26 protein-coding genes and 3 tRNA genes are annotated in these 25554 nt (G+C 59.3%); 11 read left to right on the plus strand and 18 right to left on the minus strand.

Annotation, left to right across the window (positions count from 1 at the left end; all coding sequences use genetic code 11):
- Positions 1–44: 44 nt before the first annotated feature.
- The 8 genes from rpoB to I3J13_RS10300 all read right to left on the minus strand — a co-directional run bounded on the left by rpoB (position 45) and on the right by I3J13_RS10300 (position 8068).
- Positions 45–4181: a DNA-directed RNA polymerase subunit beta gene (rpoB, locus tag I3J13_RS10265; protein ID WP_003523727.1), complete on the minus strand. Its 4137-nt coding sequence runs from the start codon at positions 4179–4181 to the stop codon at positions 45–47.
- Between the two features lie 262 nt (positions 4182–4443).
- On the minus strand, positions 4444–4824 hold the full coding sequence (gene rplL, locus I3J13_RS10270) for a 50S ribosomal protein L7/L12 (protein WP_003523726.1): 381 nt from the start codon (positions 4822–4824) through the stop codon (positions 4444–4446).
- 59 nt (positions 4825–4883) lie between these two features.
- A complete protein-coding gene (gene rplJ / locus I3J13_RS10275; protein WP_003523725.1) occupies positions 4884–5402 on the minus strand; it encodes a 50S ribosomal protein L10 in 519 nt (172 codons plus the stop codon).
- A 353-nt stretch (positions 5403–5755) separates the two neighbouring features.
- The gene (gene rplA / locus I3J13_RS10280) at positions 5756–6451 is read right to left on the minus strand and encodes a 50S ribosomal protein L1 (RefSeq protein ID WP_003523724.1); all 696 of its coding nucleotides are present in this window, start codon (positions 6449–6451) and stop codon (positions 5756–5758) included.
- Between the two features lie 2 nt (positions 6452–6453).
- Complete coding sequence (rplK, locus tag I3J13_RS10285) at positions 6454–6885, minus strand: 50S ribosomal protein L11 (RefSeq protein ID WP_003523723.1); 432 nt, start codon at positions 6883–6885, stop codon at positions 6454–6456.
- 144 nt (positions 6886–7029) lie between these two features.
- Positions 7030–7560 (minus strand): transcription termination/antitermination protein NusG, encoded by a 531-nt coding sequence (gene nusG, locus I3J13_RS10290; protein WP_003523721.1) that lies wholly within the window; start codon positions 7558–7560, stop codon positions 7030–7032.
- Between the two features lie 45 nt (positions 7561–7605).
- Positions 7606–7806 carry a preprotein translocase subunit SecE gene (gene secE, locus I3J13_RS10295; protein WP_003523719.1) on the minus strand — a complete coding sequence of 67 codons (201 nt, stop codon included), beginning with the start codon at positions 7804–7806 and terminating at the stop codon, positions 7606–7608.
- A 186-nt stretch (positions 7807–7992) separates the two neighbouring features.
- Positions 7993–8068, minus strand: a tRNA-Trp gene (locus tag I3J13_RS10300).
- 193 nt (positions 8069–8261) lie between these two features.
- On the opposite strand from I3J13_RS10300, the gene I3J13_RS10305 reads away from it, so the two are divergent.
- Complete coding sequence (locus tag I3J13_RS10305) at positions 8262–8849, plus strand: histidine phosphatase family protein (RefSeq protein ID WP_196378722.1); 588 nt, start codon at positions 8262–8264, stop codon at positions 8847–8849.
- Positions 8850–8919: 70 nt separating this feature from the next.
- Here I3J13_RS10305 and tuf read toward each other — a convergent pair whose 3' ends face one another.
- On the minus strand, positions 8920–10095 hold the full coding sequence (gene tuf, locus I3J13_RS10310) for an elongation factor Tu (protein ID WP_003525183.1): 1176 nt from the start codon (positions 10093–10095) through the stop codon (positions 8920–8922).
- A gap of 402 nt (positions 10096–10497) precedes the next feature.
- Between tuf and I3J13_RS10315 the strand changes: the two genes are divergently transcribed.
- Positions 10498–11130 (plus strand): TerC family protein, encoded by a 633-nt coding sequence (locus I3J13_RS10315; RefSeq protein ID WP_035263395.1) that lies wholly within the window; start codon positions 10498–10500, stop codon positions 11128–11130.
- A 473-nt stretch (positions 11131–11603) separates the two neighbouring features.
- Here the strand turns inward: I3J13_RS10315 and I3J13_RS10320 are convergent, their stop codons facing one another.
- Both I3J13_RS10320 and I3J13_RS10325 read right to left on the minus strand, forming a co-directional pair.
- The gene (locus tag I3J13_RS10320; RefSeq protein ID WP_196378723.1) at positions 11604–11972 is read right to left on the minus strand and encodes an MliC family protein; all 369 of its coding nucleotides are present in this window, start codon (positions 11970–11972) and stop codon (positions 11604–11606) included.
- 628 nt (positions 11973–12600) lie between these two features.
- A complete protein-coding gene (locus tag I3J13_RS10325; RefSeq protein ID WP_035263391.1) occupies positions 12601–13050 on the minus strand; it encodes a hypothetical protein in 450 nt (149 codons plus the stop codon).
- A 317-nt stretch (positions 13051–13367) separates the two neighbouring features.
- Here I3J13_RS10325 and I3J13_RS10330 point away from each other — a divergent pair, with 317 nt between their 5' ends.
- Positions 13368–13694, plus strand: a complete 327-nt coding sequence (locus I3J13_RS10330; RefSeq protein WP_196378724.1) for a BA14K family protein — start codon at positions 13368–13370, stop codon at positions 13692–13694.
- Positions 13695–13823: 129 nt separating this feature from the next.
- Positions 13824–14018, plus strand: coding sequence for a hypothetical protein (locus I3J13_RS10335; protein ID WP_035263387.1), 195 nt, complete (start codon positions 13824–13826; stop codon positions 14016–14018).
- 176 nt (positions 14019–14194) lie between these two features.
- Here I3J13_RS10335 and I3J13_RS10340 read toward each other — a convergent pair.
- A tRNA-Gly gene (locus I3J13_RS10340) sits at positions 14195–14268 on the minus strand.
- Between the two features lie 25 nt (positions 14269–14293).
- Positions 14294–14378: transfer RNA gene (locus tag I3J13_RS10345), tRNA-Tyr, on the minus strand.
- Positions 14379–14587: 209 nt separating this feature from the next.
- Here I3J13_RS10345 and rlmB point away from each other — a divergent pair.
- The 4 genes from rlmB to I3J13_RS10365 all read left to right on the plus strand — a co-directional run bounded on the left by rlmB (position 14588) and on the right by I3J13_RS10365 (position 17911).
- A complete protein-coding gene (gene rlmB, locus I3J13_RS10350; protein WP_196378725.1) occupies positions 14588–15475 on the plus strand; it encodes a 23S rRNA (guanosine(2251)-2'-O)-methyltransferase RlmB in 888 nt (295 codons plus the stop codon).
- Between the two features lie 76 nt (positions 15476–15551).
- Positions 15552–15944, plus strand: a complete 393-nt coding sequence (locus I3J13_RS10355) for an acyl-CoA thioesterase (RefSeq protein ID WP_077981754.1) — start codon at positions 15552–15554, stop codon at positions 15942–15944.
- A 150-nt stretch (positions 15945–16094) separates the two neighbouring features.
- On the plus strand, positions 16095–16499 hold the full coding sequence (locus I3J13_RS10360) for a DUF2946 family protein (protein ID WP_196378726.1): 405 nt from the start codon (positions 16095–16097) through the stop codon (positions 16497–16499).
- Between the two features lie 47 nt (positions 16500–16546).
- Complete coding sequence (locus I3J13_RS10365; RefSeq protein WP_196378727.1) at positions 16547–17911, plus strand: PepSY-associated TM helix domain-containing protein; 1365 nt, start codon at positions 16547–16549, stop codon at positions 17909–17911.
- A 66-nt stretch (positions 17912–17977) separates the two neighbouring features.
- On the opposite strand, the gene I3J13_RS10370 is transcribed toward I3J13_RS10365, so the two are convergent.
- Entirely contained in the window at positions 17978–18454 is a 477-nt protein-coding gene (locus I3J13_RS10370) for a nuclear transport factor 2 family protein (RefSeq protein ID WP_196378728.1), read from the minus strand.
- 12 nt (positions 18455–18466) lie between these two features.
- Positions 18467–19078 (minus strand): NAD(P)-dependent oxidoreductase, encoded by a 612-nt coding sequence (locus tag I3J13_RS10375; RefSeq protein ID WP_196378729.1) that lies wholly within the window; start codon positions 19076–19078, stop codon positions 18467–18469.
- Between the two features lie 154 nt (positions 19079–19232).
- Here I3J13_RS10375 and I3J13_RS10380 point away from each other — a divergent pair, with 154 nt between their 5' ends.
- On the plus strand, positions 19233–19616 hold the full coding sequence (locus I3J13_RS10380; protein ID WP_065655871.1) for a winged helix-turn-helix transcriptional regulator: 384 nt from the start codon (positions 19233–19235) through the stop codon (positions 19614–19616).
- Between the two features lie 17 nt (positions 19617–19633).
- Here the strand turns inward: I3J13_RS10380 and I3J13_RS10385 are convergent, their stop codons facing one another.
- Both I3J13_RS10385 and I3J13_RS10390 read right to left on the minus strand, forming a co-directional pair.
- Complete coding sequence (locus I3J13_RS10385; protein WP_196378786.1) at positions 19634–20056, minus strand: GNAT family N-acetyltransferase; 423 nt, start codon at positions 20054–20056, stop codon at positions 19634–19636.
- Between the two features lie 106 nt (positions 20057–20162).
- Positions 20163–20516 carry a DMT family protein gene (locus I3J13_RS10390; protein WP_003507620.1) on the minus strand — a complete coding sequence of 118 codons (354 nt, stop codon included), beginning with the start codon at positions 20514–20516 and terminating at the stop codon, positions 20163–20165.
- 268 nt (positions 20517–20784) lie between these two features.
- Between I3J13_RS10390 and uvrB the strand changes: the two genes are divergently transcribed.
- Positions 20785–23751, plus strand: a complete 2967-nt coding sequence (gene uvrB, locus I3J13_RS10395) for an excinuclease ABC subunit UvrB (protein WP_196378730.1) — start codon at positions 20785–20787, stop codon at positions 23749–23751.
- Between the two features lie 83 nt (positions 23752–23834).
- Here the strand turns inward: uvrB and I3J13_RS10400 are convergent, their stop codons facing one another.
- Positions 23835–24611, minus strand: a complete 777-nt coding sequence (locus I3J13_RS10400; protein ID WP_236000868.1) for a hypothetical protein — start codon at positions 24609–24611, stop codon at positions 23835–23837.
- Between I3J13_RS10400 and I3J13_RS10405 the strand changes: the two genes are divergently transcribed.
- Positions 24610–25551, plus strand: a complete 942-nt coding sequence (locus I3J13_RS10405) for an alpha/beta hydrolase (protein ID WP_196378731.1) — start codon at positions 24610–24612, stop codon at positions 25549–25551. The genes I3J13_RS10400 and I3J13_RS10405 overlap by 2 nt on opposite strands.
- Positions 25552–25554 lie beyond the last annotated feature (3 nt).

The following is a 25554-nucleotide window of genomic DNA, read 5'->3' on the forward strand; positions in this document are numbered from 1 at the left end:
CGGGAAACCGGCAGGCGCCCTTGAAGGCGCCCGCCTCTATCGTCTTATTCCGCCGCGTCGGGCAGCTGGTCTTCGGGCTGGTTCTCGATCTTCGAGTTTTCCAGTTCGACCGAAAGACCGAGCGACCGCATTTCCTTGACGAGAACGTTGAAGCTCTCCGGAATACCGGCCTCGAAGGTGTCGTCGCCACGGACGATCGCTTCGTAGACCTTGGTGCGGCCCGCCACGTCGTCCGACTTCACGGTGAGCATTTCCTGCAGCGTGTAAGCCGCGCCGTATGCTTCCAGAGCCCAGACTTCCATTTCCCCGAAGCGCTGTCCGCCGAACTGCGCCTTGCCGCCCAGCGGCTGCTGGGTAACGAGCGAGTAAGGACCGATCGAGCGAGCGTGGATCTTGTCGTCGACAAGGTGGTTCAGCTTGATCATGTACATGTAGCCGACGGTGACCTTGCGGTCGAACGGCTCACCGGTACGACCGTCGTAAAGGACGGACTGACCGGATTCATGCAGACCTGCCTTCTTCAGCATCGCGGCGACGTCGGGCTCATGCGCACCGTCGAAAACCGGGGTCGCGATGGAAACACCGCGCTTGGCTTCTTCGGCAAGCTTGACCAGCGAGTCGTCATCGAAACGCTGAACCTCGTCATTGGCTTCAGACGCGTAGATTTCCGTCAGCTCGCTGCGAAGCTCGCTGATGTCCATCGTCTTGCGATACTCTTCGAGCATCTCGCCGATCTTCTTGCCCATGCCTGCGCATGCCCATGCGAGGTGGGTTTCGAGGATCTGGCCGACGTTCATGCGCGAAGGCACGCCGAGCGGGTTCAAGCAGATGTCGACATGCGTGCCGTCTTCGAGGAACGGCATGTCCTCGACCGGAACGATACGCGAGACGACGCCCTTGTTACCGTGACGGCCGGCCATCTTGTCGCCCGGCTGGATCTTGCGCTTAACGGCAACGAAGACCTTGACCATCTTCATGACGCCCGGAGGCATTTCATCGCCGCGCTGGACCTTTTCGACCTTGTCCATGAAGCGCTGTTCAAGGCGCGACTTGGATTCGTCGTACTGGCCGCGAAGTGCTTCCAGCTCGGACTGAGCCTTTTCGTCTTCGACTGCGAACATCCACCACTGCGAGCGGGGATATTCGGAGACGACAGCGTTGGAAAGCTCGACGCCCTTCTTGAAGCCCTTCGGACCGGCAATGGAAACGTGGCCACGCAGCATGTCGATCAGACGGCCGTAGACGTTACGGTCGAGGATCGCCTGCTCGTCGTCGCGGTCCTTCGCCAGACGCTCGATCTCTTCGCGCTCGATAGCCATCGCGCGCTCGTCCTTCTCCACACCGTGACGGTTGAAGACGCGGACTTCGACGACCGTACCGAACGTGCCCGGAGGCATGCGCATGGAGGTGTCGCGAACGTCGGAAGCCTTTTCACCGAAGATGGCGCGCAGAAGCTTTTCTTCCGGCGTCATCGGGCTTTCGCCCTTCGGCGTGATCTTGCCGACGAGGATGTCGCCCGGCTGAACTTCCGCACCGATGTAAACGATACCGGCTTCGTCGAGGTTCTTCAGCGCTTCTTCCGAAACGTTCGGAATGTCGCGCGTGATTTCTTCCGGACCAAGCTTCGTGTCGCGCGCCATCACTTCGAATTCTTCGATGTGAATGGAGGTGAACACGTCGTCGGAAACGATACGCTCCGACATCAGGATCGAGTCTTCGTAGTTGTAGCCGTTCCAGGGCATGAACGCGACGAGCGCGTTGCGGCCGAGAGCCAGATCGCCGAGGTCGGTCGACGGACCGTCCGCGATGATATCGCCCTTGGAGATGTTGTCGCCGACGGAAACCAGCGGACGCTGGTTGACGCAGGTGTTCTGGTTCGAACGCTGGAACTTCTGCAGACGGTAGATATCGACACCGGACTTGCCGGCATCGAGGTCTTCCGTGGCGCGGATAACGATACGGGTCGCATCCACCTGATCGACCACACCGCCACGACGGGCTGCGATGGCAGCGCCGGAGTCACGGGCGACGATCGGCTCCATGCCGGTACCGACGAACGGTGCCTCGGCGCGCAGAAGCGGAACGGCCTGACGCTGCATGTTCGAGCCCATGAGAGCGCGGTTGGCGTCGTCGTTTTCCAGGAACGGAATGAGAGCCGCTGCGACCGAAACGAGCTGCTTCGGCGAAACGTCCATCAGGTTGATGTTGTCACGCGGTGCGAGCATAACTTCGCCCGAGTGACGGCAGACGACGAACTCTTCCGAGAACGAACCGTCTTCATTGAGCGGCGCGTTGGCCTGCGCGACGTAATACTTGGCCTCTTCCATGGCGGAAAGGTAGATCACGTCGTTGGTCACCTTGCCGTCGACGATCTTGCGGTACGGGCTTTCGATGAAGCCGTACTTGTTGACGCGGGCGAAGGTTGCAAGCGAGTTGATCAGACCGATGTTCGGGCCTTCCGGCGTTTCGATCGGGCAAATACGGCCGTAATGGGTCGGGTGAACGTCGCGGACTTCGAAGCCGGCGCGCTCGCGGGTCAGACCACCCGGTCCAAGAGCCGAAAGACGGCGCTTGTGGGTGATTTCCGAAAGCGGGTTCACCTGGTCCATGAACTGCGACAGCTGCGAGGAACCGAAGAATTCGCGAACGGCGGCGGCTGCCGGCTTCGCGTTGATCAGGTCCTGCGGCATCACGGTGTCGATTTCGATCGAGGACATACGTTCCTTGATCGCACGTTCCATGCGCAGAAGGCCCAGACGATACTGGTTTTCCATCAGTTCGCCGACAGAACGGACACGGCGGTTGCCGAGGTTGTCGATGTCGTCGATTTCGCCCTTGCCGTCGCGCAGTTCGACCAGCATCTTGACGACGGCGAGGATGTCTTCCTTGCGCAGCGTGCGCACGGTGTCTTCCGCATCGAGGTCGAGGCGCATGTTCATCTTGACGCGGCCGACGGCCGACAGGTCGTAACGCTCTGCATCGAAGAACAGCGAGTTGAACATCGCTTCCGCCGATTCCATGGTCGGCGGCTCACCCGGACGCATGACGCGGTAGATGTCGAACAGGGCTTCCTGACGGTTCTCGTTCTTGTCGGCAGACAGCGTGTTGCGGATATAGGCGCCAACATTGACGTGGTCGATGTTGAGGACCGGAATCTCGTCGAAGCCGGACTGCAGGATGAGACCGAGAGTCTTCTCGTCGATTTCGTCGCCGGCTTCGAGATAGATTTCACCCGTCTCGTAGTTGACGATGTCTTCGGCCAGATAGTTGCCGTAGAGGTCTTCGTCGGTCGCCTTCAGCGCCTTCAGGCCCTTCTCCGTCAGCTGACGGATCAGGCGCGGGGTCAGCTTCTTGCCACCTTCGACCACGACTTCGCCAGTATCGGCGTCGATCATGTCGGTGATGACCTTGGCGTTCTTCAGCGTCTCGGGCTGGAAGGGAATGCGCCAGCCGTCGCCGTCGCGCTCATAGGAAGCCTTGGTATAGAAGGTCGACAGAATGTCTTCGCCATCCATGCCAAGCGCCATCAGCAGCGAGGTCACGGGGATCTTGCGGCGACGGTCGATACGCGCATAGACGATGTCCTTGGCGTCGAACTCGATGTCGAGCCAGGAACCGCGATAGGGGATTACGCGGGCAGCGAAGAGCAGCTTGCCGGAAGAATGGCTTTTGCCCTTGTCGTGATCGAAGAACACGCCCGGCGAACGGTGCATCTGCGAAACGATGACGCGCTCGGTGCCGTTGACGATGAACGTACCGTTATTGGTCATGAGCGGCATGTCGCCCATGTAGACGGACTGTTCCTTGATGTCCTTGATGGACTTCGCGCCCGTATCTTCATCGATATCGAACACGATGAGGCGCAGCGTCACCTTGAGCGGCGCAGCATAGGTCAGATCGCGCTGACGGCATTCCTCGACGTCGAACTTCGGCGCTTCGAATTCGTAAGACACGAATTCAAGCATGGAGGCGCCGGAAAAATCGGTGATCGGGAATACGGACTTGAATACGGCATTCAATCCCTCGTCGGGACGGCCACCCTTGGGCTCGTCAACCATGAGAAACTGGTCGTACGAAGCCTTCTGAACCTCAATGAGGTTCGGCATTTCCGCTACTTCTGGAATTTTGCCGAAAAACTTGCGTACGCGCCTGCGACCGTTAAACGAAAGGGTCTGAGCCATCGTCGCTCCTTTAAAATTGCATCCGGGCCTGCAACGGACGGGAACCGATGGCCAGTCGATCCCGTCAAGCAATGGGTGTCATCAATCTCGTTCCACATCCCGGATCGATCAGGCCGGATTGCCTAGATGAGCCGGTTCGGAACCATTCTCTTGAAGAACCCATTACCCAAAAGCCATTTTCACGCGGCTTTTGGGTAATGAGTTTTAAAAACGATGACGACGGAAAGGGGCATGAAGCCCCTTCCCGCCAGTAATCGCAAGATTACTTAACGTCGACCTTAGCGCCGGCTTCTTCAAGCTTCTTCTTGAGATCAGCAGCTTCAGCCTTGGAAACAGCTTCCTTGACAGCCTTCGGAGCGCCTTCAACGAGGTCCTTGGCTTCCTTCAGGCCGAGGCCCGTGATAGCGCGGACTTCCTTGATGACGTTGATCTTGTTGGCGCCAGCGTCAACCAGGATCACGTCGAATTCAGTCTTTTCTTCTTCAGCAGCAGCAGCAGCGCCTGCACCGCCAGCAACAGCAGCAACAGCTACCGGAGCAGCAGCGGAAACGCCCCACTTTTCTTCGAGAAGCTTGGACAGTTCTGCAGCTTCCAGAACGGTCAGCGAGGAGAGGTCGTCTACGATCTTTGCGAGATCAGCCATTTTGATAGTTCCTTTTGTTCAGTTCGAACCAGTTTGAATATTTACAGCGAAAAACCGCCTTAAGCGGCTTCGTCCTTCTTGGCGTAAGCCGAGAACACCCGTGCCAGCTGGCTTGCAGGTGCGGCGACAACCGTAGCGACGCGGGTTGCCGGGGCATTGAGAAGGCCCAGCAGCTTTGCGCGCAGCTCGTCCAGCGAAGGCAGGGTCGCAAGCGACTTGACTGCTTCGGCGTTGAGCGTGGTTGCACCCATGGCGCCACCGAGAACAACGACCTTGTCGTTGGTCTTGGCGAAATCCATGACGACTTTCGGAGCGATCATCGGGTCGACGCTGTATGCAATCAGCGTCTGGCCCTTGAAGAGATCTGTCATCCCTTCCGACTCCGTGCCCTGAAGAGCGATCTTGGCCAGGCGGTTCTTCGCGACCTTGACGGTGCCTCCGGCAGCGCGCATCTTCGAACGGAAGTCGTTCATCTGCGCAACGGTGACACCAGCATAGTGGGCCACGACAACCGAACCGGAAGCCTTGAAGACTTCGTTCAGCTCCGTGACGAATTCGCGTTTTTCCGCTCTTTCCACTGTCTGTCTCCAGTAGACGGGAACACAACATGTGAACCCGTCGGGTTTGCCTTTGCCCCAAGGGACCTTTTTACAAAGATCCCGAGCGACGCTCGAGGATCCTGTCCCCCGCTCTGTCGCCGCAAACGGCTTCAGGCACAGGCACACCAGGTTCGAACCGGACAGTCAGGCATCTAGGATGCCTCAAATCCAGCCTCACCCGTCTCATGCAGGTTGAATGATTAAGGCCAGGTCCCGAAAGACATGGCCACCCGCAATCTCGGACAGGAGTTCCGGGTTTCCCCGGAAATCTCCGGCTCCTGGGAGCCGGAAATTCTTTTATTCACACTTCCATTAAGAAGCGCGAGAATTGATTAAGCCGTGACCGACGAAGGGTCGATCTTGACGCCCGGACCCATGGTCGAGGAAATCGCGACGCGCTTGACGTAGTTGCCCTTGGCACCCGTCGGCTTTGCCTTGATGACGGCATCGGCGAAAGCCTTGATGTTTTCTTCAAGAGCCTTGGCGTCGAACGAAGCCTTGCCAACGCCAGCGTGTACGATACCGGCCTTTTCGACGCGGAACTCGACAGCGCCGCCCTTGGACGCCTTGACGGCGCCGGCAACATCCATCGTCACCGTACCGACCTTCGGGTTCGGCATCATGCCACGCGGGCCGAGTACCTTGCCGAGACGGCCGACGAGCGGCATCATGTCCGGGGTCGCAATGCAGCGATCGAAGTCGATCTTGCCGCCCTGAACGATTTCAACCAGTTCTTCTGCACCGACAACGTCAGCGCCAGCAGCCGTGGCTTCATCAGCCTTGGCGCCACGGGCGAAGACGGCGACGCGAACGTCACGGCCGGTGCCGTTCGGCAGGTTGACGACGCCGCGAACCATCTGGTCCGCATGGCGCGGGTCAACGCCGAGGTTCATCGAAACTTCAACGGTTTCGTCGAACTTGGCGACAGCACGTTCCTTGACCATCGAAATGGCGTCGGTGAGAACGTAGAGCTTGTTCGGATCCACGCCTTCGCGGATCTTCTGAATGCGCTTTGCTACCTTGGCCATGATCAACCTACCACTTCCAGGCCCATGGCGCGGGCAGAGCCCTCAACCATTGCCATTGCGCCTTCGATGTCGGCTGCGTTCAGATCCTTCATCTTGGCTTCAGCGATCGTCTTGACCTGAGCCTTGGTGATGGAGCCGACCTTGGCGCCCTTACCAGGCGTCTTGGAACCGGAGGTGATCTTTGCTTCCTTCTTCAGCCAGTAGGTCATCGGCGGCTGCTTCATGACGAAGGTGAAGGACTTGTCCTGGTAATAGGTGATGACGACCGGGATCGGCATACCCTTTTCCATTTCCTGCGTGGCGGCATTGAACGCCTTGCAGAATTCCATGATGTTAATGCCACGCTGACCAAGTGCCGGACCGATCGGCGGGGACGGATTGGCCGCCCCGGCCTTTACCTGCAACTTGAGCTGGCCTGCAACTTTCTTAGCCATATCTCTCTGCCTTTCAATTCAAACCGGTTACCCGGCTTCTCTTAAGCCGGATTGCTCCGGCGGCTGCGGTTGCGTGGTGCGGCGCCCTGCCCCGGCTTAAAGAGCCAGTTAGCCTTCCACGCGCTTGGGGCTTCGCCCCGCCAATCAGACCTTTTCGACCTGATTGTATTCCAGCTCGACCGGCGTAGCGCGGCCGAAAATCGACACTTCCACCTTCAGGCGCGAACGCTCTTCGTCGACATCCTGAACCACGCCGTTGAACGACGCGAACGGACCGTCGGAAACGCGAACCTGCTCGCCGATCTCGAACGAAACCGAAGACTTCGGACGCTCAACACCTTCCTGAACCTGACCGAGGATACGCTCGGCTTCATAATCGGGAATCGGAACAGGCTTGCTGTCCGAACCGAGGAAACCGGTAACCTTCGGCGTGTTCTTGATGAGGTGATAGGCCTCATCCGTCAGGTTGGCGCGCACCAGCACGTAACCTGGAAAAAACTTGCGCTCGCTATCGACCTTGCGGCCGCGACGCACCTCGACCACCTTTTCGGTCGGCACGAGGATTTTCTCGAAAAGATGATCCAGACCCTTCTGACGGGCCTTTTCCTCGATCGACTCGGCGACCTTCTTTTCGAAATTCGAATATGCGTGAACGATATACCAGCGCGCTGCCATTTTTATTCTCCGTTCGATCCTTCCACCGGGCCTTTGACCGCGCCGTTACCGGCCTACGTTCAGCACCAGGCTGAGCAGCCAGCCGATGAGCTGATCCGCAGCAAAGAAGAACAGAGCCGCAAAAATGACCATCACCAGCACCATAGCCGTCGAAATCATGGTCTCGCGGCGCGACGGCCAAGTGATTTTTGACGCTTCGGCGCGAACCTGCTGCAGAAACGTAAACGGATTGGTTTTGGATGCCATTGACTGCCCACGCAATTACGGCGCGTAAAGCCGATACTGATCAGCCCCACGCACCGCGTGTCTGTTTTGACCCTACATAAACACCGATTCCACTTTTAACAAGAGGAAATCGACATTCGGCGAAATTCGCCGGAAATCCGGCATCCATCTGCCATGCAGCGAAAGCCCGCGCTTGCGAATGGAAAGTGGCAGGGGCAGAGGGGCTCGAACCCCCGACCTGCGGTTTTGGAGACCGCCGCTCTACCAACTGAGCTATACCCCTTCGACACCTGAACCGGCCGCTAAATCGCTTGGCCAATTCGGTATGCGCTCCTTTAAGGTGCAGGGAAAAGAATGGCAAGTGTGTTTTTTGTTTTTTCACATTGTCTGGCAAAATATGCCGGCGCACTTCCCTGCCCTGCCTGATGCACCCCCTATTGCATTGATCCGCCTTCAACACTTTCACAGGAAACCCCATGAGCATCTATCTCGTCCGTCACGGCCAGACCGAATTTAATGCCGTCCGCCGCTGGCAGGGCCAGGTCGATTCGCCGCTGACGGAACTGGGGCGGCGGCAGGCGATGCTGATGGGACGCAGGCTCGCCACGCTGGTTGAAACCGGTGAAGTGCATATTTTTTCCAGCCCGCTTGGCAGGGCCAGGCAGACCTGCGAGATCGTCGCGGGCGAAATCGGCATGATCGACGGCATCACTCTCGATCCCGGACTGATGGAAATCGGCATGGGCGCATGGGATGGCATGACGGATTACGAAATCGACTACGAATATCCCGGCATGCGCGACGGGCTGGATCGCTACGAGTGGTTTTTCCATGCACCGGGCGGCGAAACATTCGACAGGATGAGGAGCCGCGTCGCCCGCAGCCTGGAGACGATCACACAGAGACAGGCCCGCGACGCGATCGTCATCTGCCACGGCATAACCAGCCGGATATTGCGCGGCGTCTATGCGAACCTTTCCAAAGAGGAAGCCCTGCGCCTCGATGTGCCGCAGGATGCGTTTTTCCATCTTCAGGACGGTGACGTCACCCGGATCGACTGCTGATCCTTTCAGGCAATAAAAAACCCCGCTGTTTCCAGCGGGGTTTTCCTCAATCCCTTGCGGGTTTGAAAAATTACTCGACGATCGAAGCCACGATGCCTGCGCCGACGGTACGGCCGCCTTCGCGGATAGCGAAACGCAGCTTTTCTTCCATCGCGATCGGAACGATCAGCTCAACGTCAACGGTCACGTTGTCGCCAGGCATAACCATTTCCGTGCCTTCCGGAAGCGTAACGATGCCCGTTACGTCCGTCGTGCGGAAGTAGAACTGCGGACGGTAGTTCGTGAAGAACGGCGTATGACGGCCGCCTTCTTCCTTCGTCAGGATGTAGGCTTCTGCCTTGAACTTCTTGTGCGGCTTAACCGAACCCGGCTTGCACAGGATCTGACCACGCTCGACGCCGTCACGGTTAACACCGCGAACCAGTGCACCGATGTTGTCGCCGGCCTGGCCCTGGTCGAGCAGCTTGCGGAACATTTCAACGCCGGTAACCGTCGTCTTCGAGGTCGGACGGATGCCGACGATTTCGACTTCTTCACCAACCTTGACGATACCGCGCTCAACGCGACCCGTCACAACCGTACCACGGCCGGAGATCGAGAACACGTCTTCGATCGGCATCAGGAACGGCTGGTCGATCGGACGCTCAGGCGTCGGGATGTAGGCGTCAACCGCAGCCATCAGCTCGCGGATCGCGTCTTCACCGATCTTCTTGTCGGAATCTTCAAGAGCAGCAAGTGCCGAACCCTTGATGATCGGGATATCGTCGCCCGGGAAGTCGTAGGACGACAGAAGTTCGCGAACTTCAAGCTCGACGAGCTCGAGAAGCTCGGCGTCGTCAACCTGGTCGACCTTGTTGAGGAACACGACGATCGCCGGAACGCCAACCTGACGGGCAAGCAGGATGTGCTCGCGGGTCTGCGGCATCGGGCCGTCGGCAGCCGAGCAAACCAGGATCGCACCGTCCATCTGGGCAGCACCGGTGATCATGTTCTTCACGTAGTCGGCGTGGCCGGGGCAGTCGACGTGCGCATAGTGACGGGCAGGCGTTTCGTATTCAACGTGTGCCGTCGAAATCGTGATACCACGGGCCTTTTCTTCAGGCGCGGCGTCGATCTGGTCATACGCCTTGAATTCGCCGAAGAACTTCGTGATCGCTGCCGTCAGCGACGTCTTGCCATGGTCAACGTGACCGATCGTGCCAATGTTGACGTGCGGCTTATTGCGCTCAAACTTGCTCTTTGCCATGTGAATTGCTTCCTGTGAACGTGAAGTAGTTTCCCCGGCGTACCGGTTTGGTGTCGCCGTTTAAGGCTTTGTAAGCGAATGCGCAAGACTTAATTGTGAAAGCGTCTTCGCGCGCGCCCTAAGCGTGCCTTGAGGCCCGTATATGGTATCTGATTTGCGACATTCAAACCCTCGCAAGGGCGAAGCGGGCATCCGCCCGACGGCCCCCTCCTCCGGAATGGCCGATCACTAAATAAGATATTTCTATCACAACTTCTTTACCTGCACCGGCATGATGGCTTAAGGACATTTCATCGCCGGGGGGAGACGGGCGACTGGAATCCGGCGCGGACGCGCCATCCCAAGCCATATCTCGATCCCTCGCTTCCCTCGCGACCTCTCTATCCGTTTCAGGACCATCCCATGGAAATCTTCACAGCCGCCGGTTTCACGGCATTCTTACAGGTCATCGCAATCGACCTCGTGCTGGCGGGCGACAACGCCATCGTCATCGGCCTTGCCGCCGCCGGTCTGCCCGCTCACCTTCGCCGCAAGGCGATCCTGGTCGGCATCATCGCCGCCACGGTTCTGCGCATCGGCTTTGCCGCCGTCACCGTGCAGCTTCTCGCCATTGTCGGCCTGCAATTGTTCGGCGGCCTGCTGCTCGCCTGGGTGTGCTGGAAGATGTGGGTCGAACTGCGTGAGGCCGCAGGCTCCATCGAAGACGAAGTGACGGACGAAGAGGCCGACCTGACCAAGGGGCACAAGACCTTCTTCCAGGCCGCGACACAGATCGTCATCGCCGATGTTTCCATGTCGCTGGATAACGTCCTTGCCGTCGCCGGCGCCGCACAGGAACATGTGACGGTGCTCATCATCGGCCTCGTCGTTTCGATTGCGCTCATGGGCCTTGCCGCCAACTTCGTCGCCAAGCTGCTGCACCGCTATCGCTGGATTTCCTATCTCGGCCTGATGGTCATCATCTATGTCGCCCTCAACATGCTGTATCACGGCACGCTCGAGGTTCTGCCCTATCTCCAGCCCTATCTGAGCTGAAACGGCCAGCAGACACGCTTCTCCAGAAGGCCCGGAAACGCCAGTTTCCGGGCCTTTTTCATCGCCTGCGCCCGTCAGGTCGCCTCACCCTCCTTGCCGTCGCAGGACAGGAAGAATCAATCGCCGCGCTTGCTGCAACATCGGGAGAAGACAGGGAAATCGTGAATTTTCGCCGATGGATTCTGACAATTGAGGTCAGCCACGGGCAAGCCTAGGGAGCTAGTCAATAAGTCATAATAATAAAAAGAAAGGTAAAGCTGCCAATGGCTTATGACTGGAGCGGCGGTCGTACCCGCCGCCTTCGCAGGGTGAGGCTCGGCGTTGTCGCCAGCTCTCTTATCCTGCTGGCGCTTCTTGCGTCGCTCGTTCTTGGCTGAACGCGCCGCGCGCGCACTCCCACGCTGACCGGCGGCATGGCAAGGTTTTCAAAAAACCGCCCTGCCGCCGCTCCTTTGAGGCAAAGCTCCCAACGATCAGGATTTCTTCGCTTCCACGCAATGAACCGGCTGCTTCATCTCCGGATCCGCCATCAGATCGTAAAGATCCGCCTCCTCGCCCTTCGACCACCAGACATAAATGCCGCCCTGATATTTGGCGCCCGACCCGGAAATGACATTTGCGGCAACGGTGACGCCATCCTTCAGTCCCAACCGCACGAGGCTGATCTCACCGGCATTGAAATAGACGGCCTCCACCTTGTCGGCGGCGCATTGATAGACGGTCTCCACCTTTTCGACCGTCGTGTCATTCGGAAGCGGAATCACCAGCTCTTCAGCCATGGCGCCGGTAGCGACCGACATGGAGAAAGCTGCAAGGCATGTCGCGGCAACGGATTTTTTCATGATGACCCTTTCCTGATTTCACCGAACCATAAGGTCACGCCAGCAAAGCCGAAATGGGGCGGCCGCCTCTCACCATATCAAATTTTCGGGAATATCGGCCTCGCAGGCATGTGGCAGCTTTATCGCCGCACAGGCCCTGCGGCACTTTCATTCAGGCCGGCAAGTTGTGATAAAACCTATCGAAACAGCCAATAAACGACGCCAAGGATCACCGTCCACATCAGCAGCGATATGGCCAGCACGGTGAGATAGTTTCGAAATCGTCTGGTCATCCGCCCACATTGCCGGCGAGCCGTCATCGGACAGCCGCAGCCGTTGAATTGCTGGATGCGGATCAAGCCGCAGGGTCAAGTCTTTCTATCAAGAGACTGAATCGCAAGCCATTCGCAGATTTTACCCGCCCGAAAACGGGGTTGCCCCATACCGCGCGTTTCCATCCATCAAGGAACGGACTCATCCGCGATCAAATCCTGATCGCGGACAAGAAGCGATATCCGCATCTGCCGGCGAATGGCGGCAAGGGGAAAAGGGGTCAGGGGCAAACGATCACGGCCGAATCGACTCACGCGTTATCCGAAACCATGTCGGATAACGCGCCAGTGCCGGAGGCAATCCGCCCCCGCCTGTCTCAGCTCTTCAGGGCCGTGTTGCACAGGCTCCAGTAACCGCCGCCCTTCTGGATCCATTTCAGATCGCCGAGCGTGCCGTCATTCTTGTTCTTGTGATAGGAGTCGACACAGGTTTTCAGGCGGGCCTTTGCGGGCGTCTCGCTTGAATATTTCTTATCGACAGCACTCGGGAAAGCGACGCCCTTCGGGGCCTTTGTCGTCGCTTTTGCGGGTTCTTTTTCGGTGGTGGCCGCGACCTGCTTGTCGTCGGCCGCATCCTCGGCTGCCGCCTCGCTGCCGCAGAACTTGGCGCGATAGTCGTTCCACTTGACGTCCTTGGCCGACCCGTCGGCTTTCGCCGCCTGATATTTGACGCTGCACTCCTTCATGGTGAGTGCGGCTGCGGGGGAGACAAACGCCGCCGATGCCAGCAGCGCAAAGGATGAGAGAATGACAACCCTGTTAAACATTGAAGACTCCCGTTTGCATGATTGCCGGCCGACTATCTGACCGGATTTTCCGCTTGTCAACGAGCAGTGCGAAAGGACGGAAAGCGAAGCAGGTGGGAATGGAACTTGCTTGCCGGACACACCGTCTTCCGGGTGAAGACAGCATCGCACCGTCATCATGAACGCCGCCGCAGGACCGAGAGCACCCCGATATTGCCGCTTCAACCGCCTCCTGCGCCCAGCCCGGAGAATCACGTGTTCGTGTGGCGTCAACCCTTCACCGGAACGAATTTCCTAAGTTTTCGTTAGCATACCGAACGAATAACGAGGATTTATCGATGTTGAGGATGCCGAAGACCATCTCCGCGCTCGCTCTTGGCGTCGCGATATCTGCCGCTGCTGTCGTGCCCGCCCATGCGTTGAGCCTCATTCAGCCGGCCTACGAAACACAGGCGCAGGCGCATAATTCAGATCAGCGAGGTTACCCCGCGTCTGCCTTTGCGGCAGGGAAAGGCGAAGAGGCCACGCCCAACGGCTACGCCCTGTCTCAAGCCGAAATCGACCATATAAAATGGTGTGCAGCGCGTTACACATCCTACCATCCCACCGACAACAGCTATATGGCCCCTGCCGGCACGCGGACGCAGTGCCGCTCACCCTATTGATTCGGCTGAGGCCCGGGCTGCATCCCCAGCTCGGGCCGTTGCCGACAAGATAAAATTTACCTTAAATTCTACTGATCTGAACCTTTTGCCCGGCCAGCCGTTTGAAGGCGTGCCAACGGGGAAAACGCGATGTTTTGGAATCTGGAAAAGCTTGAGCAGGAGCGACTTGATCTGATCGAGGTCATCACGGCCCTGCGTCGCGTGGAGCGCCTGTCGAAAACGGATCGCACCTCGATCTTTGAGGAAATCACGGCGCATATGGGAAGGCTGAGCGAACTGGACGCGGAAAAACTGCGGATCCAGTCGGCGCTGGAGCCATCCTGAAGACGCGTTCTGCATGGTGTGCCCCCACAGACGCAGTCAGACCTCATAACAAGGCGCTCAGGAAGAACGCCCTTCCTACAGGTGGAAAATGCCAGAAAACGGCCGTATGTTTCCGCCGAGACAAAAGGCGGCAAAACAGCGCTAAAAAAACTTAATTGATGATATTGGGGAGAAGCTGGAGCGGGTAGCGGGAATCGAACCCGCGTATTCAGCTTGGAAGGCTGCTGCTCTACCATTGAGCTATACCCGCGGTGGTGATTTCGATCCGTGCAGAATGGTGGAGGGAGTTGGATTTGAACCAACGTAGGCGTAGCCAACGGATTTACAGTCCGTCCCCTTTAACCACTCGGGCATCCCTCCAGCTTTCTGCTAGGATCGAGCGACCAAGCTCTTCAGATTTCGCTGCGGCGAAGCGCCGTTGCGTCGTCTGTGGCGCGTATATGACGGCCTCGTTCGTTTCTGTCAACACGCCCTTTCACGAATTTTCGGGAAAAAATTCAAACCTCTTTACGGCCCTGTGGATTATCGCGGGGGCTGGTGCGCGCCTCCCGGCAGAGATATAAGGCGCCATGAGCAAAGACGATCCCAAGAACAAATCCACCCGCGACACGCACTATGCCAACCTGCGCCGCGCCGTGCGCGACGCCAAGCGCGAGCGCGGCGAAATTCCGACCCCGCAGCAGCCGAAGCGCAAGAACCGTGGCGCAGACGACTGGAAGCCGCCGCAGCTTGCGCCCGATCAGGTGCATCTTTACGGCCTGCATACCGTGCGTGCGGCACTCGCCAATCCCGAACGGCAGATCGTCAAGCTCTCCGTCACCCAGAACGCCTTTGCGCGTCTCGATATCGGCGAGGCCGATTCCCAGCCCTTCCCGGTCGAGATGGTTTCCCCTCAGGATATCGATCGTGTGCTCGGCCCCGAGGCCATCCATCAGGGCGTGATGCTGGAAACCCGGCCGCTGCCGGTCAAGCGTCTCGGCGCGCTGAAGGACAGCCCGCTCATTCTCGTGCTCGATCAGGTCACCGATCCGCACAATGTCGGCGCCATCATGCGCTCGGCGGTCGCCTTCAACGCCGGCGCCGTCATCACCACCATGCGCCACAGCCCGACGGAGTCGGGCGTGCTGGCGAAATCGGCTTCCGGCGCGCTGGAGCTCATTCCCTATATCCAGATCACCAATCTGGCCGATGCGCTGGGCGAACTGCACAAGCTCGGCTTCTTCTCCGTCGGTCTGGATTCCGAAGGCCCCGCCCCCATCGAGCAGACGTTCAGCGGTGATAAAATCGCTCTGGTGCTGGGCGCCGAAGGCAAGGGCCTGCGCCAGAAAACGCGCGAAACCGTCTCGGCGCTCGCCCGTCTCGATATGCCCGGCGAGATCAAATCGCTCAACGTTTCGAATGCGGCGGCCATCGCCCTTTATGCAACGCAGCAATTTCTGGGCAAAGCGTCGTCCTGACGCTTCGCCTTCCTTGCGAAATCGCAAAGCGCAACGCATGCTGCGCCTTTGTCATTCGCACGGAGCAAATCTCAACATGACCGACCAGACCATCAAACCGACCGGCGAGCTGACGCTCAGAACGCTCGCCATGCCGGCCGACGCCAATCCGGCCGGCGATATTTTCGGCGGCTGGGTCATGTCGCAGATGGACTTGGCGAGCGGCATCCGTGCAGCGGAGCGTTCCCGCTGTCGCGTGGTCACCGCGGCGGTCAAGGAAATGGCCTTCGAACTGCCGGTGAAGATCGGCGATACGCTGTCCATCTATACCGACATCGCCCGCGTTGGCCGCACCTCCATCACGCTGACGGTGGAAGCCTGGGCGCAGCGGTCGCGTTATGACAAGCTGGAAAAAGTCACCGCCGGAACCTTCATCATGGTGGCGATGGACGAAAACGGACAACCCACGCCCATTCCGGCAGCGGAATAAGCGCGCTGCGGCGCTGGGCTCCAGCGCCGCTCTCCATTTAAGCGGCATATATACATCGGCATCCCACGCCTTGCCGGGATCGTTGTTGCCCCTCCCTTCCCGTCATTGTGTCGCGGTGACATTTCGCCGCAAATATGACATTCCGATTGCATGGGATTCATTCGCAGGATCATGCAGGACAGAAGTTCGGCTGGCGCCATCGCCATGCTGGCGGTTCTGCTTTTCCTTTTGCAGGGCCTCGCCAACGGCCTGACCAGCGGCAATATGGCGATGGCCGCGCTGGCGGCGGATGAAATCATCTGTTCCAGCCATATGCCGGAAGGCGGCTCCGGCAAGCAGAACCCGGCCGGCAAGATCGCCGATGACTGTTGCGGCACGCTCTGCCGTCTGGCTTCGGCCACGGTCGCCGCTCTTCCGGTTATTCCCATCGAGCGTGCGGACAATATTCTCCTTGCGGTCGAAGTCGCCTTCCCGAACGTCGACGCGGCGTTGCCGCCATCGCCGCCCAATCTGGAATCGCGCCCACGCGCACCTCCCTACGCTCCGCAGCGCTAGAACACTGTCCGGCCTGCCGGAAAATCAATTCTCTTGCGGAGACATCCATGTCCGTTACGACCTCTTTCGAGGGCGAGCGTGCGCCTGCGCATTCCTCGTCCGCAAATCTTTACCGCGCCGTATGGCGTTGGCATTTCTACGCCGGTCTGCTCGTCCTGCCCTTCATGATATCGCTCGCCGTCACCGGTGCGCTTTATCTCTTCCGGGACGAGTTCGATAATCTCATCCATTCGGACCTGAAGCGGATCGAAGTGGTGCAAAATGCGCCGAAAGCGCTGCCTTCAGAGATCGTGAGTGCAGCGCTTGCGGCCGTTCCCGGCACAGCCGTCAAATATACCACCCCCGCCGATCCGGGCGCATCGACGGAAATCACCGTCAATACGGCGGATGGAAAGCGGGCCGTCTATGTCAACACCTATACCGGAGAGGTTGCGGGCTCCCTGCCGGATCGCGGCACCGTCATGTGGACGATCCGCTATCTCCACAGCCTGAAATATTTCGGCACCTATGCCCGCTATCTGATCGAGATCGCCGCCGGCTGGTCCATCCTTCTTGTCGCCACCGGCATCTATCTCTGGTGGCCGCGAAAACAGACCGGCGGTGTCGTGACCGTGCGCGGCACGCCGAAAAAGCGGGTGTTCTGGCGCGATACCCATGCCGTCACCGGCATTTTCGTCGGCTTTTTCATCGTTTTCCTTGCGGTCACCGGCATGCCCTGGTCGGGCGTCTGGGGTGCGAAGGTCAATGAATGGGCGAATGGCAGTAACTTCGGATATCCGGCGGGCATTCGCACCGATGTTCCGATGTCGGGCGAACATCTCGATCACGTGGCGAAGACGAGCTGGTCGCTGGAGCAGGCGAAAATACCGGAATCCACCCATTCCGCCGAAGGCCAGCCAATCGGGATCGACGAGGCGATAGCACGTTTCGACGCGCTCGGTCTTGCCGCCGGTTACGCTGTCTCCCTGCCGGGAAAACCGACGGGCGTTTATAGCGGCTCCGTCTATCCCGACGATCTGGCGCAGCAACGTGTCGTCCATCTCGATCAATATAGCGGCAAACCGCTGATCGATATGAGCTACGCCGACTACGGCCCGCTCGGCAAGGCGCTGGAATGGGGCATCAACGTGCATCTGGGCCAGCAATATGGCCTCGCCAACCAGATCGTGCTTCTGGCGGCCTGCATCGGCATTGTGCTGCTTGCCGTGTCTGCCGGCATCATGTGGTGGAAACGCCGTCCGAAAGGGTCACTCGGCGTGCCACCCCTGCCGCAGGAAAAACGCGTCCTGCACGGTCTGCTCGCCATACTCGCCATCGGCGGCATCATTTTCCCGCTGGTGGGCGCGAGCCTGCTGGCCATGCTGGCGCTGGATTTGATCGTACAGTCGCGCCAGAAACGACGTGCAATCTGAAAATGAAAACAGCCGGGCGAAAATCCCGGCTGTTCCCTGTTATCGGCAATGCGACGGCGACGGCCCTCAGAACATCGTATTATTGTTCGCCGCCTTTTCCGGTACCTCCTGGATCACGTCCCAGTGCTCGGTAATCTTGCCATCGGTGACGCGGAAGATATCGACGATGGCCCTGCCGCGATCGCCTTCATTTTCCGTCGAATGGATGTGCAGATAGACCAGATCGCCATCCGTGGCGCTACGCACGATCCGCGCTTTCGACTGCGGATTCTCCTTGAAGAAGCCGGTAAAATAATTGACGAACGGCGCCTTGCCGTCCGGCACCATCGGGTTGTGCTGCTTGTAGCTGTCGACAAGGACGGCGGCGCCCTTCGCCACATCATGCTTGTTGAAGACCGTATCGTAGAACTCGATCACCAGTTTGCGATTGGCTTCTTCCTGCGCGAAATCCCGCGTTGCGGTTTGTGCCAGAACGGGTGCCGCCATCAAGGCGGGCACGAAGGCGAAAGCGGCGATGGCAAGACGGCGTGTTACGAAATTCATGGGTGATACCTCTCAATAACCGATGGTGAAACGCTGGCGGGAATGCTGCGGCTTCTCGATTTCATCGACAAGCGCGATGGCATAATCTTCGAAGGAAATGCGGCTGCCCTCATCGTTGCTGAGGAGATTATCCTTGCCGATGCGGAATTTGCCGGTTCTTTCGCCCGGCACGAATTCGGCGGATGGCGACAGGAAGGTCCAGTCGAGCTGCTTTTCCTGCTTCAGCCGGTCCAGAAACTCCGCACCCTTGGTCGCTTCAGCCTTGTAGGCGGCCGGGAAATCCGGCAGGTCGACCACACGCTGGCCCGGCGCGATTTCAAGGCTGCCGGCGCCGCCGACGACGAGATAGCGCTGAACGCCGGAGGCGCGCACGGCCTCGATCAACGTTGCCGGATCGCTGGCGGTGAAATGTACGGAGCTGATCACGGCATCGTGACCCTTCAGCAGTTCCGAAAGCCCTGCCTGATCGAAAACATCGCCCTTCTTTGCCACCACATTCGGCAGGTTGGCGATCTTTTCGGGATTGCGGGCGATTGCCGTCACCTGATGTCCCCGGTCGGAAAGTTCCTTCAGAATACGGGACCCGGCATTGCCGGAAGCGCCGATGAGCGCGATTTTAGCCATGGCTTCTTTCCTCTTGTCACTATCGTTACCGGTCTAGATTATAGACCGCGAAGAAGAGCTATGGTATCGCAGCCATAGCCGCAAGAAGTCAGCGGCGGCTGATCTGGTCACATGGCGATGACCTGCAAGGGTAAAAAGGGCAAGGGGTAAGGACATGGCGGATACGCAGACGAAAGAGGTTTTTGCCTTCGACCAGCCCTGCCCAATCCGCGACGTGCTCGACCGCATCGGCGATCAATGGAGCCTTTTGGTTCTGGAAGCCCTGCAGGGTGGCGTGCTGCGCTTCAACGAGCTGAACCGCAGGATCGACGATATTTCCAAGCAGATGTTGTCGCGCACCCTGAAGCGGCTGGAAGAAGACGGCTTCATCCGCCGCACGCTTTATGCCGAGGTGCCGCCGCGCGTGGAATATGAGCTGACCAATCTCGGCCGTTCGTTTCTGGTGCCGATGCAATTGCTGGTGCAATGGGCTGACGAGAACCACGTTCGCATCTGCAAGGCCCGCCTGCAATATTCCGAAAACGACAATCGCGGCTGATCGGAAGCAGGCCGCGTCTAGCCCAGCCGGTAAACCTTGCAGACCAGCCCCGCCGGCTGGCGATAGGTCATAAATCCCATGGCTTCGTAATAGCTTTGCCCGAGCATGTTGTCCGCGCCGATGCTGGCGTCGATATTTTTAAGGCCACGCGCCTCCGCCGCCCTGCGCGTTGCCGCGAAGAGGGCGGATCCCACACCTCTTCGCGCCGCCTGCGGGCTGACATGGGTGCCGATGATGCCCCAGCCTTCCGCCACGCCATAGGGATTGTCCGTCCGCGCATAACGCAGCGACTGGAAGCCCAGGATACGCCCGTCGTCATCCTCGGCGACCGAGCATTCGATACGGTCGGCGTGCTGGATGTAATTCTCCAGCACCGCCGTGATATCCGTCTGCGCTTTTCGGAGGCCGGCCGAGAATATCTCGTTCTGAACCGCCGCCATTCCCGTTGCATCGTCAACTTTCGCAGGCCGTATTTTCATCGATACATCACCTCATATCCGTTGCGACTGGTTCCGGGCCGGCAAGCGCCGGGGTATTTATTCCTTTTCAGGAGCGGAAAATGAAGGAAGCACCAAAAGCGATCAACGCAAAACCGATCACGTGATTAATGGTGATGCTTTCCTTCAGCCAGAAGATCGAAAACAGCGCGAAGACCGCGAGCGTGATGACTTCCTGAATGGTCTTGAGCTGCGCGGTGGAATAGACCTCAGAACCGATGCGGTTCGCGGGAACGGCAAGCACATATTCGAAGAAGGCGATGCCCCAGCTTGCGACAATCGCCAGGAAGAGCGCGCTGCCCTTGTGCTTGAGGTGGCCGTACCAGGCGAAGGTCATGAAAACATTGGAGGCAATAAGCATCAGGACAGGCCAGATATGGGCGGGGCTGATTGAGAACGGCATGATGGGTCCTGGAAAAAAGGGAGGGATGTCATGAAATGCGGCAGGAGAAGGCAGTCAGAAGGGAACCCTCATTCCGCCCGTATGGATTTGCTCTAGCGCATCCGCCCGAAAACCGGAATCGATTTCCTACGGATTTGAACAAAGCTGTCTTCAGACGCTACGCAACGCATCCGGCCGAATTTTGTTCCGCACGCTTCGTTTCCTTTTTGTACTCATTTTTTCACCGCATCCCCTTCCCTTTATGCGTGACTCCCTCCATATTTCGCCCATGGCCAGATCACCGAAAAACTCCACCTCCTCGCCCTCGGGCTTCGAGGAAGCTCCGCAATCGTCCTTCGAAGGCGCGCCGCTCAGCGGCAGCGTCGCCGATTGGGTGAAGCAGCTCGAGGCGGAAGCGGAGGCGTCCTCCGTGGAAACCCAGCGCGAAATCGCCTCGAAGGCGGGCAAGCACCGCAAGAAGATCGAGATCGAGGCGCGCAAGGAGGCCCAGAAAGCCCCCCCGAAGACGGCCAAGAACACCACGGCCTCCAAGACCGCACGCGGCGTTTCCATCGGCGCATCGAGCGATCCGAAAACCCGCGCCGCCGCCGGTCTCAATCCAGTCGCCGGCATGGACGTATCGCTGGAGGATGCCGCCAACCTCGCGCCGGGCGCCGTCACCGCAACGGTGGACGCGCTGTCGAAACTGATCGAGAGCGGCAATCCGCTGTTCAAGGACGGCAAGCTGTGGACGCCGCACCGGCCCGCCCGGCCACCGAAATCGGAAGGTGGCGTCGCCATCCGCATGGCCTCGGACTACCAGCCCGCCGGCGACCAGCCGACGGCCATCAACGACCTTGTGGAAGGCATCAATTCGGGCGAACGCAGCCAGGTGCTGCTCGGCGTCACCGGCTCGGGCAAGACCTTCACCATGGCCAAGGTGATCGAAGCGACGCAGCGCCCGGCCGTCGTCCTCGCCCCCAACAAGACGCTGGCCGCGCAGCTCTATTCGGAGTTCAAGAACTTCTTCCCCGACAATGCGGTGGAATATTTCGTCTCCTACTACGATTATTACCAGCCGGAAGCCTATGTGCCGCGCTCCGACACCTTCATCGAGAAGGAATCCTCGATCAACGAACAGATCGACCGGATGCGCCACTCCGCCACCCGCTCGCTGCTGGAACGCGACGACTGCATCATCGTCGCCTCGGTTTCCTGCATCTACGGTATCGGTTCGGTCGAGACTTATACGGCCATGACCTTCCAGATGCAGGTGGGCGACCGGCTGGACCAGCGCCAGCTTCTGGCCGACCTCGTGGCCCAGCAATACAAACGCCGCGACATGGATTTCCAGCGCGGTTCGTTCCGCGTGCGCGGCGATACCATCGAAATCTTCCCGGCCCACCTTGAGGATGCCGCCTGGCGCATCTCGATGTTCGGCGACGAGATCGATTCCATCACCGAATTCGACCCGCTGACGGGCCAGAAGACCGGCGACCTGCAATCGGTGAAGATTTACGCCAATTCGCACTATGTCACCCCGCGCCCGACGCTGAACGGCGCGATCAAGTCGATCAAGGAAGAGTTGAAGGTCCGTCTCGCCGAGCTGGAAAAGGCCGGACGCCTGCTGGAAGCCCAGCGGCTGGAACAGCGCACCCGCTACGATGTGGAAATGCTGGAGGCGACCGGCTCCTGCGCCGGCATCGAAAACTATTCGCGTTATCTCACCGGCCGCAATCCCGGCGAACCGCCGCCGACCCTGTTCGAATATATCCCTGATAATGCCCTGCTCTTCATCGACGAGAGCCACGTCTCCGTCAGCCAGATCGGCGGCATGTATCGCGGCGACTTCAGGCGCAAGGCGACGCTGGCCGAATACGGCTTCCGCCTGCCCTCCTGCATGGACAACCGGCCGCTGCGCTTCGAGGAATGGGACGCGATGCGCCCGCTCACCGTGGCGGTTTCGGCAACCCCCGGCTCATGGGAGATGGAACAGTCCGGCGGCGTCTTTGCCGAACAGGTCATCCGCCCGACCGGCCTCATCGATCCGCCGGTCGAAGTGCGCTCCGCCCGCAGCCAGGTCGACGACGTTCTCGGCGAAATCCGCGAGACCGCCGCCAAGGGTTACCGCACGCTCTGCACCGTGCTGACCAAACGCATGGCCGAGGACCTGACCGAATATCTGCATGAACAGGGCGTCCGCGTCCGTTACATGCACTCGGATATCGACACGCTGGAGCGCATCGAAATCATCCGCGACCTGCGCCTCGGCGCTTTCGACGTGCTTGTCGGTATCAACCTCTTGCGCGAGGGTCTCGATATTCCCGAATGCGGTTTCGTCGCCATCCTCGATGCCGACAAGGAAGGTTTCCTGCGCTCGGAAACCTCGCTGATCCAGACCATCGGCCGCGCCGCCCGTAACGTCGACGGCAAGGTCATCCTCTATGCCGACAATATCACCGGCTCGATGAAGCGGGCGATGGAGGAAACCTCCCGCCGCCGCGAAAAGCAGATGGCCTATAACGCCGAACACGGCATCACGCCGGAATCGGTCAAGGCGAAGATTTCGGACATTCTTGATTCTGTTTATGAGCGCGATCACGTAAGGGCCGATATTTCTGGCGTTTCCGGCAAGGGCTTCGCCGATGGCGGCCACCTCGTCGGCAACAATCTGCAGGCCCATCTCAACGCGCTGGAAAAATCCATGCGCGACGCCGCCGCCGATCTCGATTTCGAAAAGGCCGCCCGTCTGCGCGACGAAATCAAACGCCTCAAGGCCGCCGAACTGGCCACCATGGACGACCCGATGGCCAAGGAGGAGGCCCGCGCCATCGAAGGCGGCGGAAAAAACAACAGACGCAGCCACTTGTCTATCTCCCCGCCGGAGGGCGAGACATCCGGCGGGACGGAGGCGGGTGCCGCAGCGAACGAAAGCGGCAAATCCCTCTTCGCCAAACCCTCGCTGGATGAAATGGGCCCCGGCTCGGATGCGGGAAAACCGCTGTTCCGCAGGAACACGCTTGATGAGATGACGGTGGGCAGGACCGAAAAACCCGTGCGCGGCGCGGTGCCCGACAAGCCCGAGACCGAGCCCGGCAAACGGTTCTCACCGTTGCTGGAAGGCCAGCCGGAGCGCGCGACGGACGATCCCCGACCGCTGGTGCGCGGCAAGATCGGCGCGGGTTCCTATGAGGATGCCGGCGAGCAGAAGCGCAAGAGCCGAACCAAGGGCAAGACGGGTCGGCCGGGGCGCTGATACACGCATCGGCGATATTCGACGCCAGGCATGTCTATTGCGAAAAACATGACCGGAGCACCCGCGCGCTCCGGCAACGGCGATCAGCTTTCGCACTGCCTGATCCGCGCTGCGACCTGGCCCGCACCAAAAATTTTCACCAGATCGGCATCCAGAGCCATGGCAATATAGTCCTCATTTTCCGCCGGTTTGATGTAAGTCGAGAAATAGATCGGCCCGGTCGGGAGGACGCCCGCGACACAGGCGCGCAATATCTCGATCTCCGTGCTTCCCCTGATGCGTGGCCCCTCGATGCGGGAACGGCGCACCTTCTCCTGTAATGTTGTAAGCCTTGAAACCTCCTCGGGCTTTATTCTCCACACGCTTGTGGCGGTTCCCGCCCGCTTTTCCACGTGGAACTGCGCGCGGGCAGCCGCGTCTGCATCCTCGATCAACGCAAATGTCTCGACAGTCTCGCCCTTTACGCCATCTGTAGCGCTACGAATAATCATCACCGCATCACTGGAACCTAACGACAGATGGGCAGGAAGCTGCAACCCCACCCGCACATGCTCGAAATTCATCGTCAGAAAATCGAGCCGCATGAGCTTGGGAATACTGGAAATCGGCACTGTCATGCAGCCGGAAAGAAGCAGGAGCAAAACAAGCAATCGTGTGAAATGCGATAAAGTCAATTTTATCATGATCAAAACCTGAAAAGCTGCAGCGATGCGGAAGGGCCGCCGGATCGGGTTTTCCGAAGCCGTTGCATCGCGCGCAAACTTGCGCGGGCGACATTGCCGCAACATTATGGGTTCCGGAACGCCCAGTGCGCGCGCACGTTGATATGTTCTAGGAATGGCAGCAGGGAGCGACCGCATGTATCGAAAAAATCTGGCGGCATTCTGCCTCCTCGTCACCTGCACCCCGACCTTTGCCGGACAGATCGAGGATGCGACCTTCCATAGTCCCGCCCTGAACGCGCCGCTTCCCGTCAACATCTATCGCCCGGACGGCGCGCCGCCGGAAAACGGCTGGCCGGTACTTTACCTCCTGCACGGCCATGATGGCGACCAGAACAGCTGGCGCGATCTCGGCAATATCGAAAAGACGCTCGATACGCTCATCGCTGCCGGCGCCATCCGTCCGCTGGTTGTCGTCATACCCGGCGTCAAAAACAGCTGGTATGTGGATTCCGCCGCTGTCGGCGGCCCCGGCGATTACGAAACCGCCCTGACCGGCGATCTGCGCCACCGGATCGAAAAAACGCTGCCGGTGCGGAAAGATCGGGAAGGCCGCGCCATCGCCGGCCTCTCCATGGGCGGTTTCGGCGCCCTGCATCTCGCCTATGGCCATGAAGACCTCTATGGCGCCGTCGCCAGCCTGTCGGGCGCTATCTGGCAGAATGTCCCCGCCTCCGATCTCGACAAGACGCCGGCCGAACTCAAGCTCATTCAGGACAGCGCCTTTTTCCACCGGGTCGACCGCACCACCGTCACCAGCGGCATCGTGCTTCCTTCAACCGGCGACCATTTCTCCGGCGCCTTCGGCACACCTTTCGATGCAAGGCTCTTCAACGAAAAGAACGTCTTCACCCTCGTGGCGCAGCATGTCGCCGAAAGCCAGGATTTGCCCGCCACCTATCTGACCGTCGGCGACGATGACGGCTTCTTCCTCTGGCGCGGCGCCATCGCCCTGCATGAGACGCTGCAGGCCGACAAGCGCAAATCCGAATTGCGCGTGACCGATGGCGATCACGTCTGGTCGGTGTGGAAGGTCTCGATTATCGATGCACTGAAGTTCATCGATGGGGAGTGGTAAGAT

This window comes from Agrobacterium leguminum, from assembly GCF_015704895.1.
GTDB classification, from domain to species: Bacteria; Pseudomonadota; Alphaproteobacteria; order Rhizobiales; family Rhizobiaceae; genus Agrobacterium; species Agrobacterium leguminum.

Excerpts from the sequence above, each read along its gene's own strand:
- uvrB (WP_196378730.1), top strand. The coding sequence starts at position 20,785 with ATGGCCAGATCACCGAAAAACTCCACCTCCTCGCCCTCGGGCTTCGAG.
- I3J13_RS10380 (WP_065655871.1), top strand. The coding sequence starts at position 19,233 with ATGGCGGATACGCAGACGAAAGAGGTTTTTGCCTTCGACCAGCCCTGC.
- I3J13_RS10330 (WP_196378724.1), top strand. The coding sequence starts at position 13,368 with ATGTTGAGGATGCCGAAGACCATCTCCGCGCTCGCTCTTGGCGTCGCG.
- I3J13_RS10405 (WP_196378731.1), top strand. The coding sequence starts at position 24,610 with ATGTATCGAAAAAATCTGGCGGCATTCTGCCTCCTCGTCACCTGCACC.
- I3J13_RS10400 (WP_236000868.1), bottom strand. The coding sequence starts at position 24,611 with ATGCGGTCGCTCCCTGCTGCCATTCCTAGAACATATCAACGTGCGCGC.
- rpoB (WP_003523727.1), bottom strand. The coding sequence starts at position 4,181 with ATGGCTCAGACCCTTTCGTTTAACGGTCGCAGGCGCGTACGCAAGTTT.
- I3J13_RS10320 (WP_196378723.1), bottom strand. The coding sequence starts at position 11,972 with ATGAAAAAATCCGTTGCCGCGACATGCCTTGCAGCTTTCTCCATGTCG.
- I3J13_RS10360 (WP_196378726.1), top strand. The coding sequence starts at position 16,095 with ATGGGATTCATTCGCAGGATCATGCAGGACAGAAGTTCGGCTGGCGCC.
- rplK (WP_003523723.1), bottom strand. The coding sequence starts at position 6,885 with ATGGCTAAGAAAGTTGCAGGCCAGCTCAAGTTGCAGGTAAAGGCCGGG.
- rplL (WP_003523726.1), bottom strand. The coding sequence starts at position 4,824 with ATGGCTGATCTCGCAAAGATCGTAGACGACCTCTCCTCGCTGACCGTT.
- I3J13_RS10355 (WP_077981754.1), top strand. The coding sequence starts at position 15,552 with ATGACCGACCAGACCATCAAACCGACCGGCGAGCTGACGCTCAGAACG.
- I3J13_RS10365 (WP_196378727.1), top strand. The coding sequence starts at position 16,547 with ATGTCCGTTACGACCTCTTTCGAGGGCGAGCGTGCGCCTGCGCATTCC.
- secE (WP_003523719.1), bottom strand. The coding sequence starts at position 7,806 with ATGGCATCCAAAACCAATCCGTTTACGTTTCTGCAGCAGGTTCGCGCC.
- I3J13_RS10375 (WP_196378729.1), bottom strand. The coding sequence starts at position 19,078 with ATGGCTAAAATCGCGCTCATCGGCGCTTCCGGCAATGCCGGGTCCCGT.
- I3J13_RS10335 (WP_035263387.1), top strand. The coding sequence starts at position 13,824 with ATGTTTTGGAATCTGGAAAAGCTTGAGCAGGAGCGACTTGATCTGATC.
- rplA (WP_003523724.1), bottom strand. The coding sequence starts at position 6,451 with ATGGCCAAGGTAGCAAAGCGCATTCAGAAGATCCGCGAAGGCGTGGAT.
- I3J13_RS10385 (WP_196378786.1), bottom strand. The coding sequence starts at position 20,056 with ATGGCGGCGGTTCAGAACGAGATATTCTCGGCCGGCCTCCGAAAAGCG.
- I3J13_RS10325 (WP_035263391.1), bottom strand. The coding sequence starts at position 13,050 with ATGTTTAACAGGGTTGTCATTCTCTCATCCTTTGCGCTGCTGGCATCG.
- rlmB (WP_196378725.1), top strand. The coding sequence starts at position 14,588 with ATGAGCAAAGACGATCCCAAGAACAAATCCACCCGCGACACGCACTAT.
- nusG (WP_003523721.1), bottom strand. The coding sequence starts at position 7,560 with ATGGCAGCGCGCTGGTATATCGTTCACGCATATTCGAATTTCGAAAAG.
- tuf (WP_003525183.1), bottom strand. The coding sequence starts at position 10,095 with ATGGCAAAGAGCAAGTTTGAGCGCAATAAGCCGCACGTCAACATTGGC.
- I3J13_RS10315 (WP_035263395.1), top strand. The coding sequence starts at position 10,498 with ATGGAAATCTTCACAGCCGCCGGTTTCACGGCATTCTTACAGGTCATC.
- I3J13_RS10390 (WP_003507620.1), bottom strand. The coding sequence starts at position 20,516 with ATGCCGTTCTCAATCAGCCCCGCCCATATCTGGCCTGTCCTGATGCTT.
- I3J13_RS10370 (WP_196378728.1), bottom strand. The coding sequence starts at position 18,454 with ATGAATTTCGTAACACGCCGTCTTGCCATCGCCGCTTTCGCCTTCGTG.
- I3J13_RS10305 (WP_196378722.1), top strand. The coding sequence starts at position 8,262 with ATGAGCATCTATCTCGTCCGTCACGGCCAGACCGAATTTAATGCCGTC.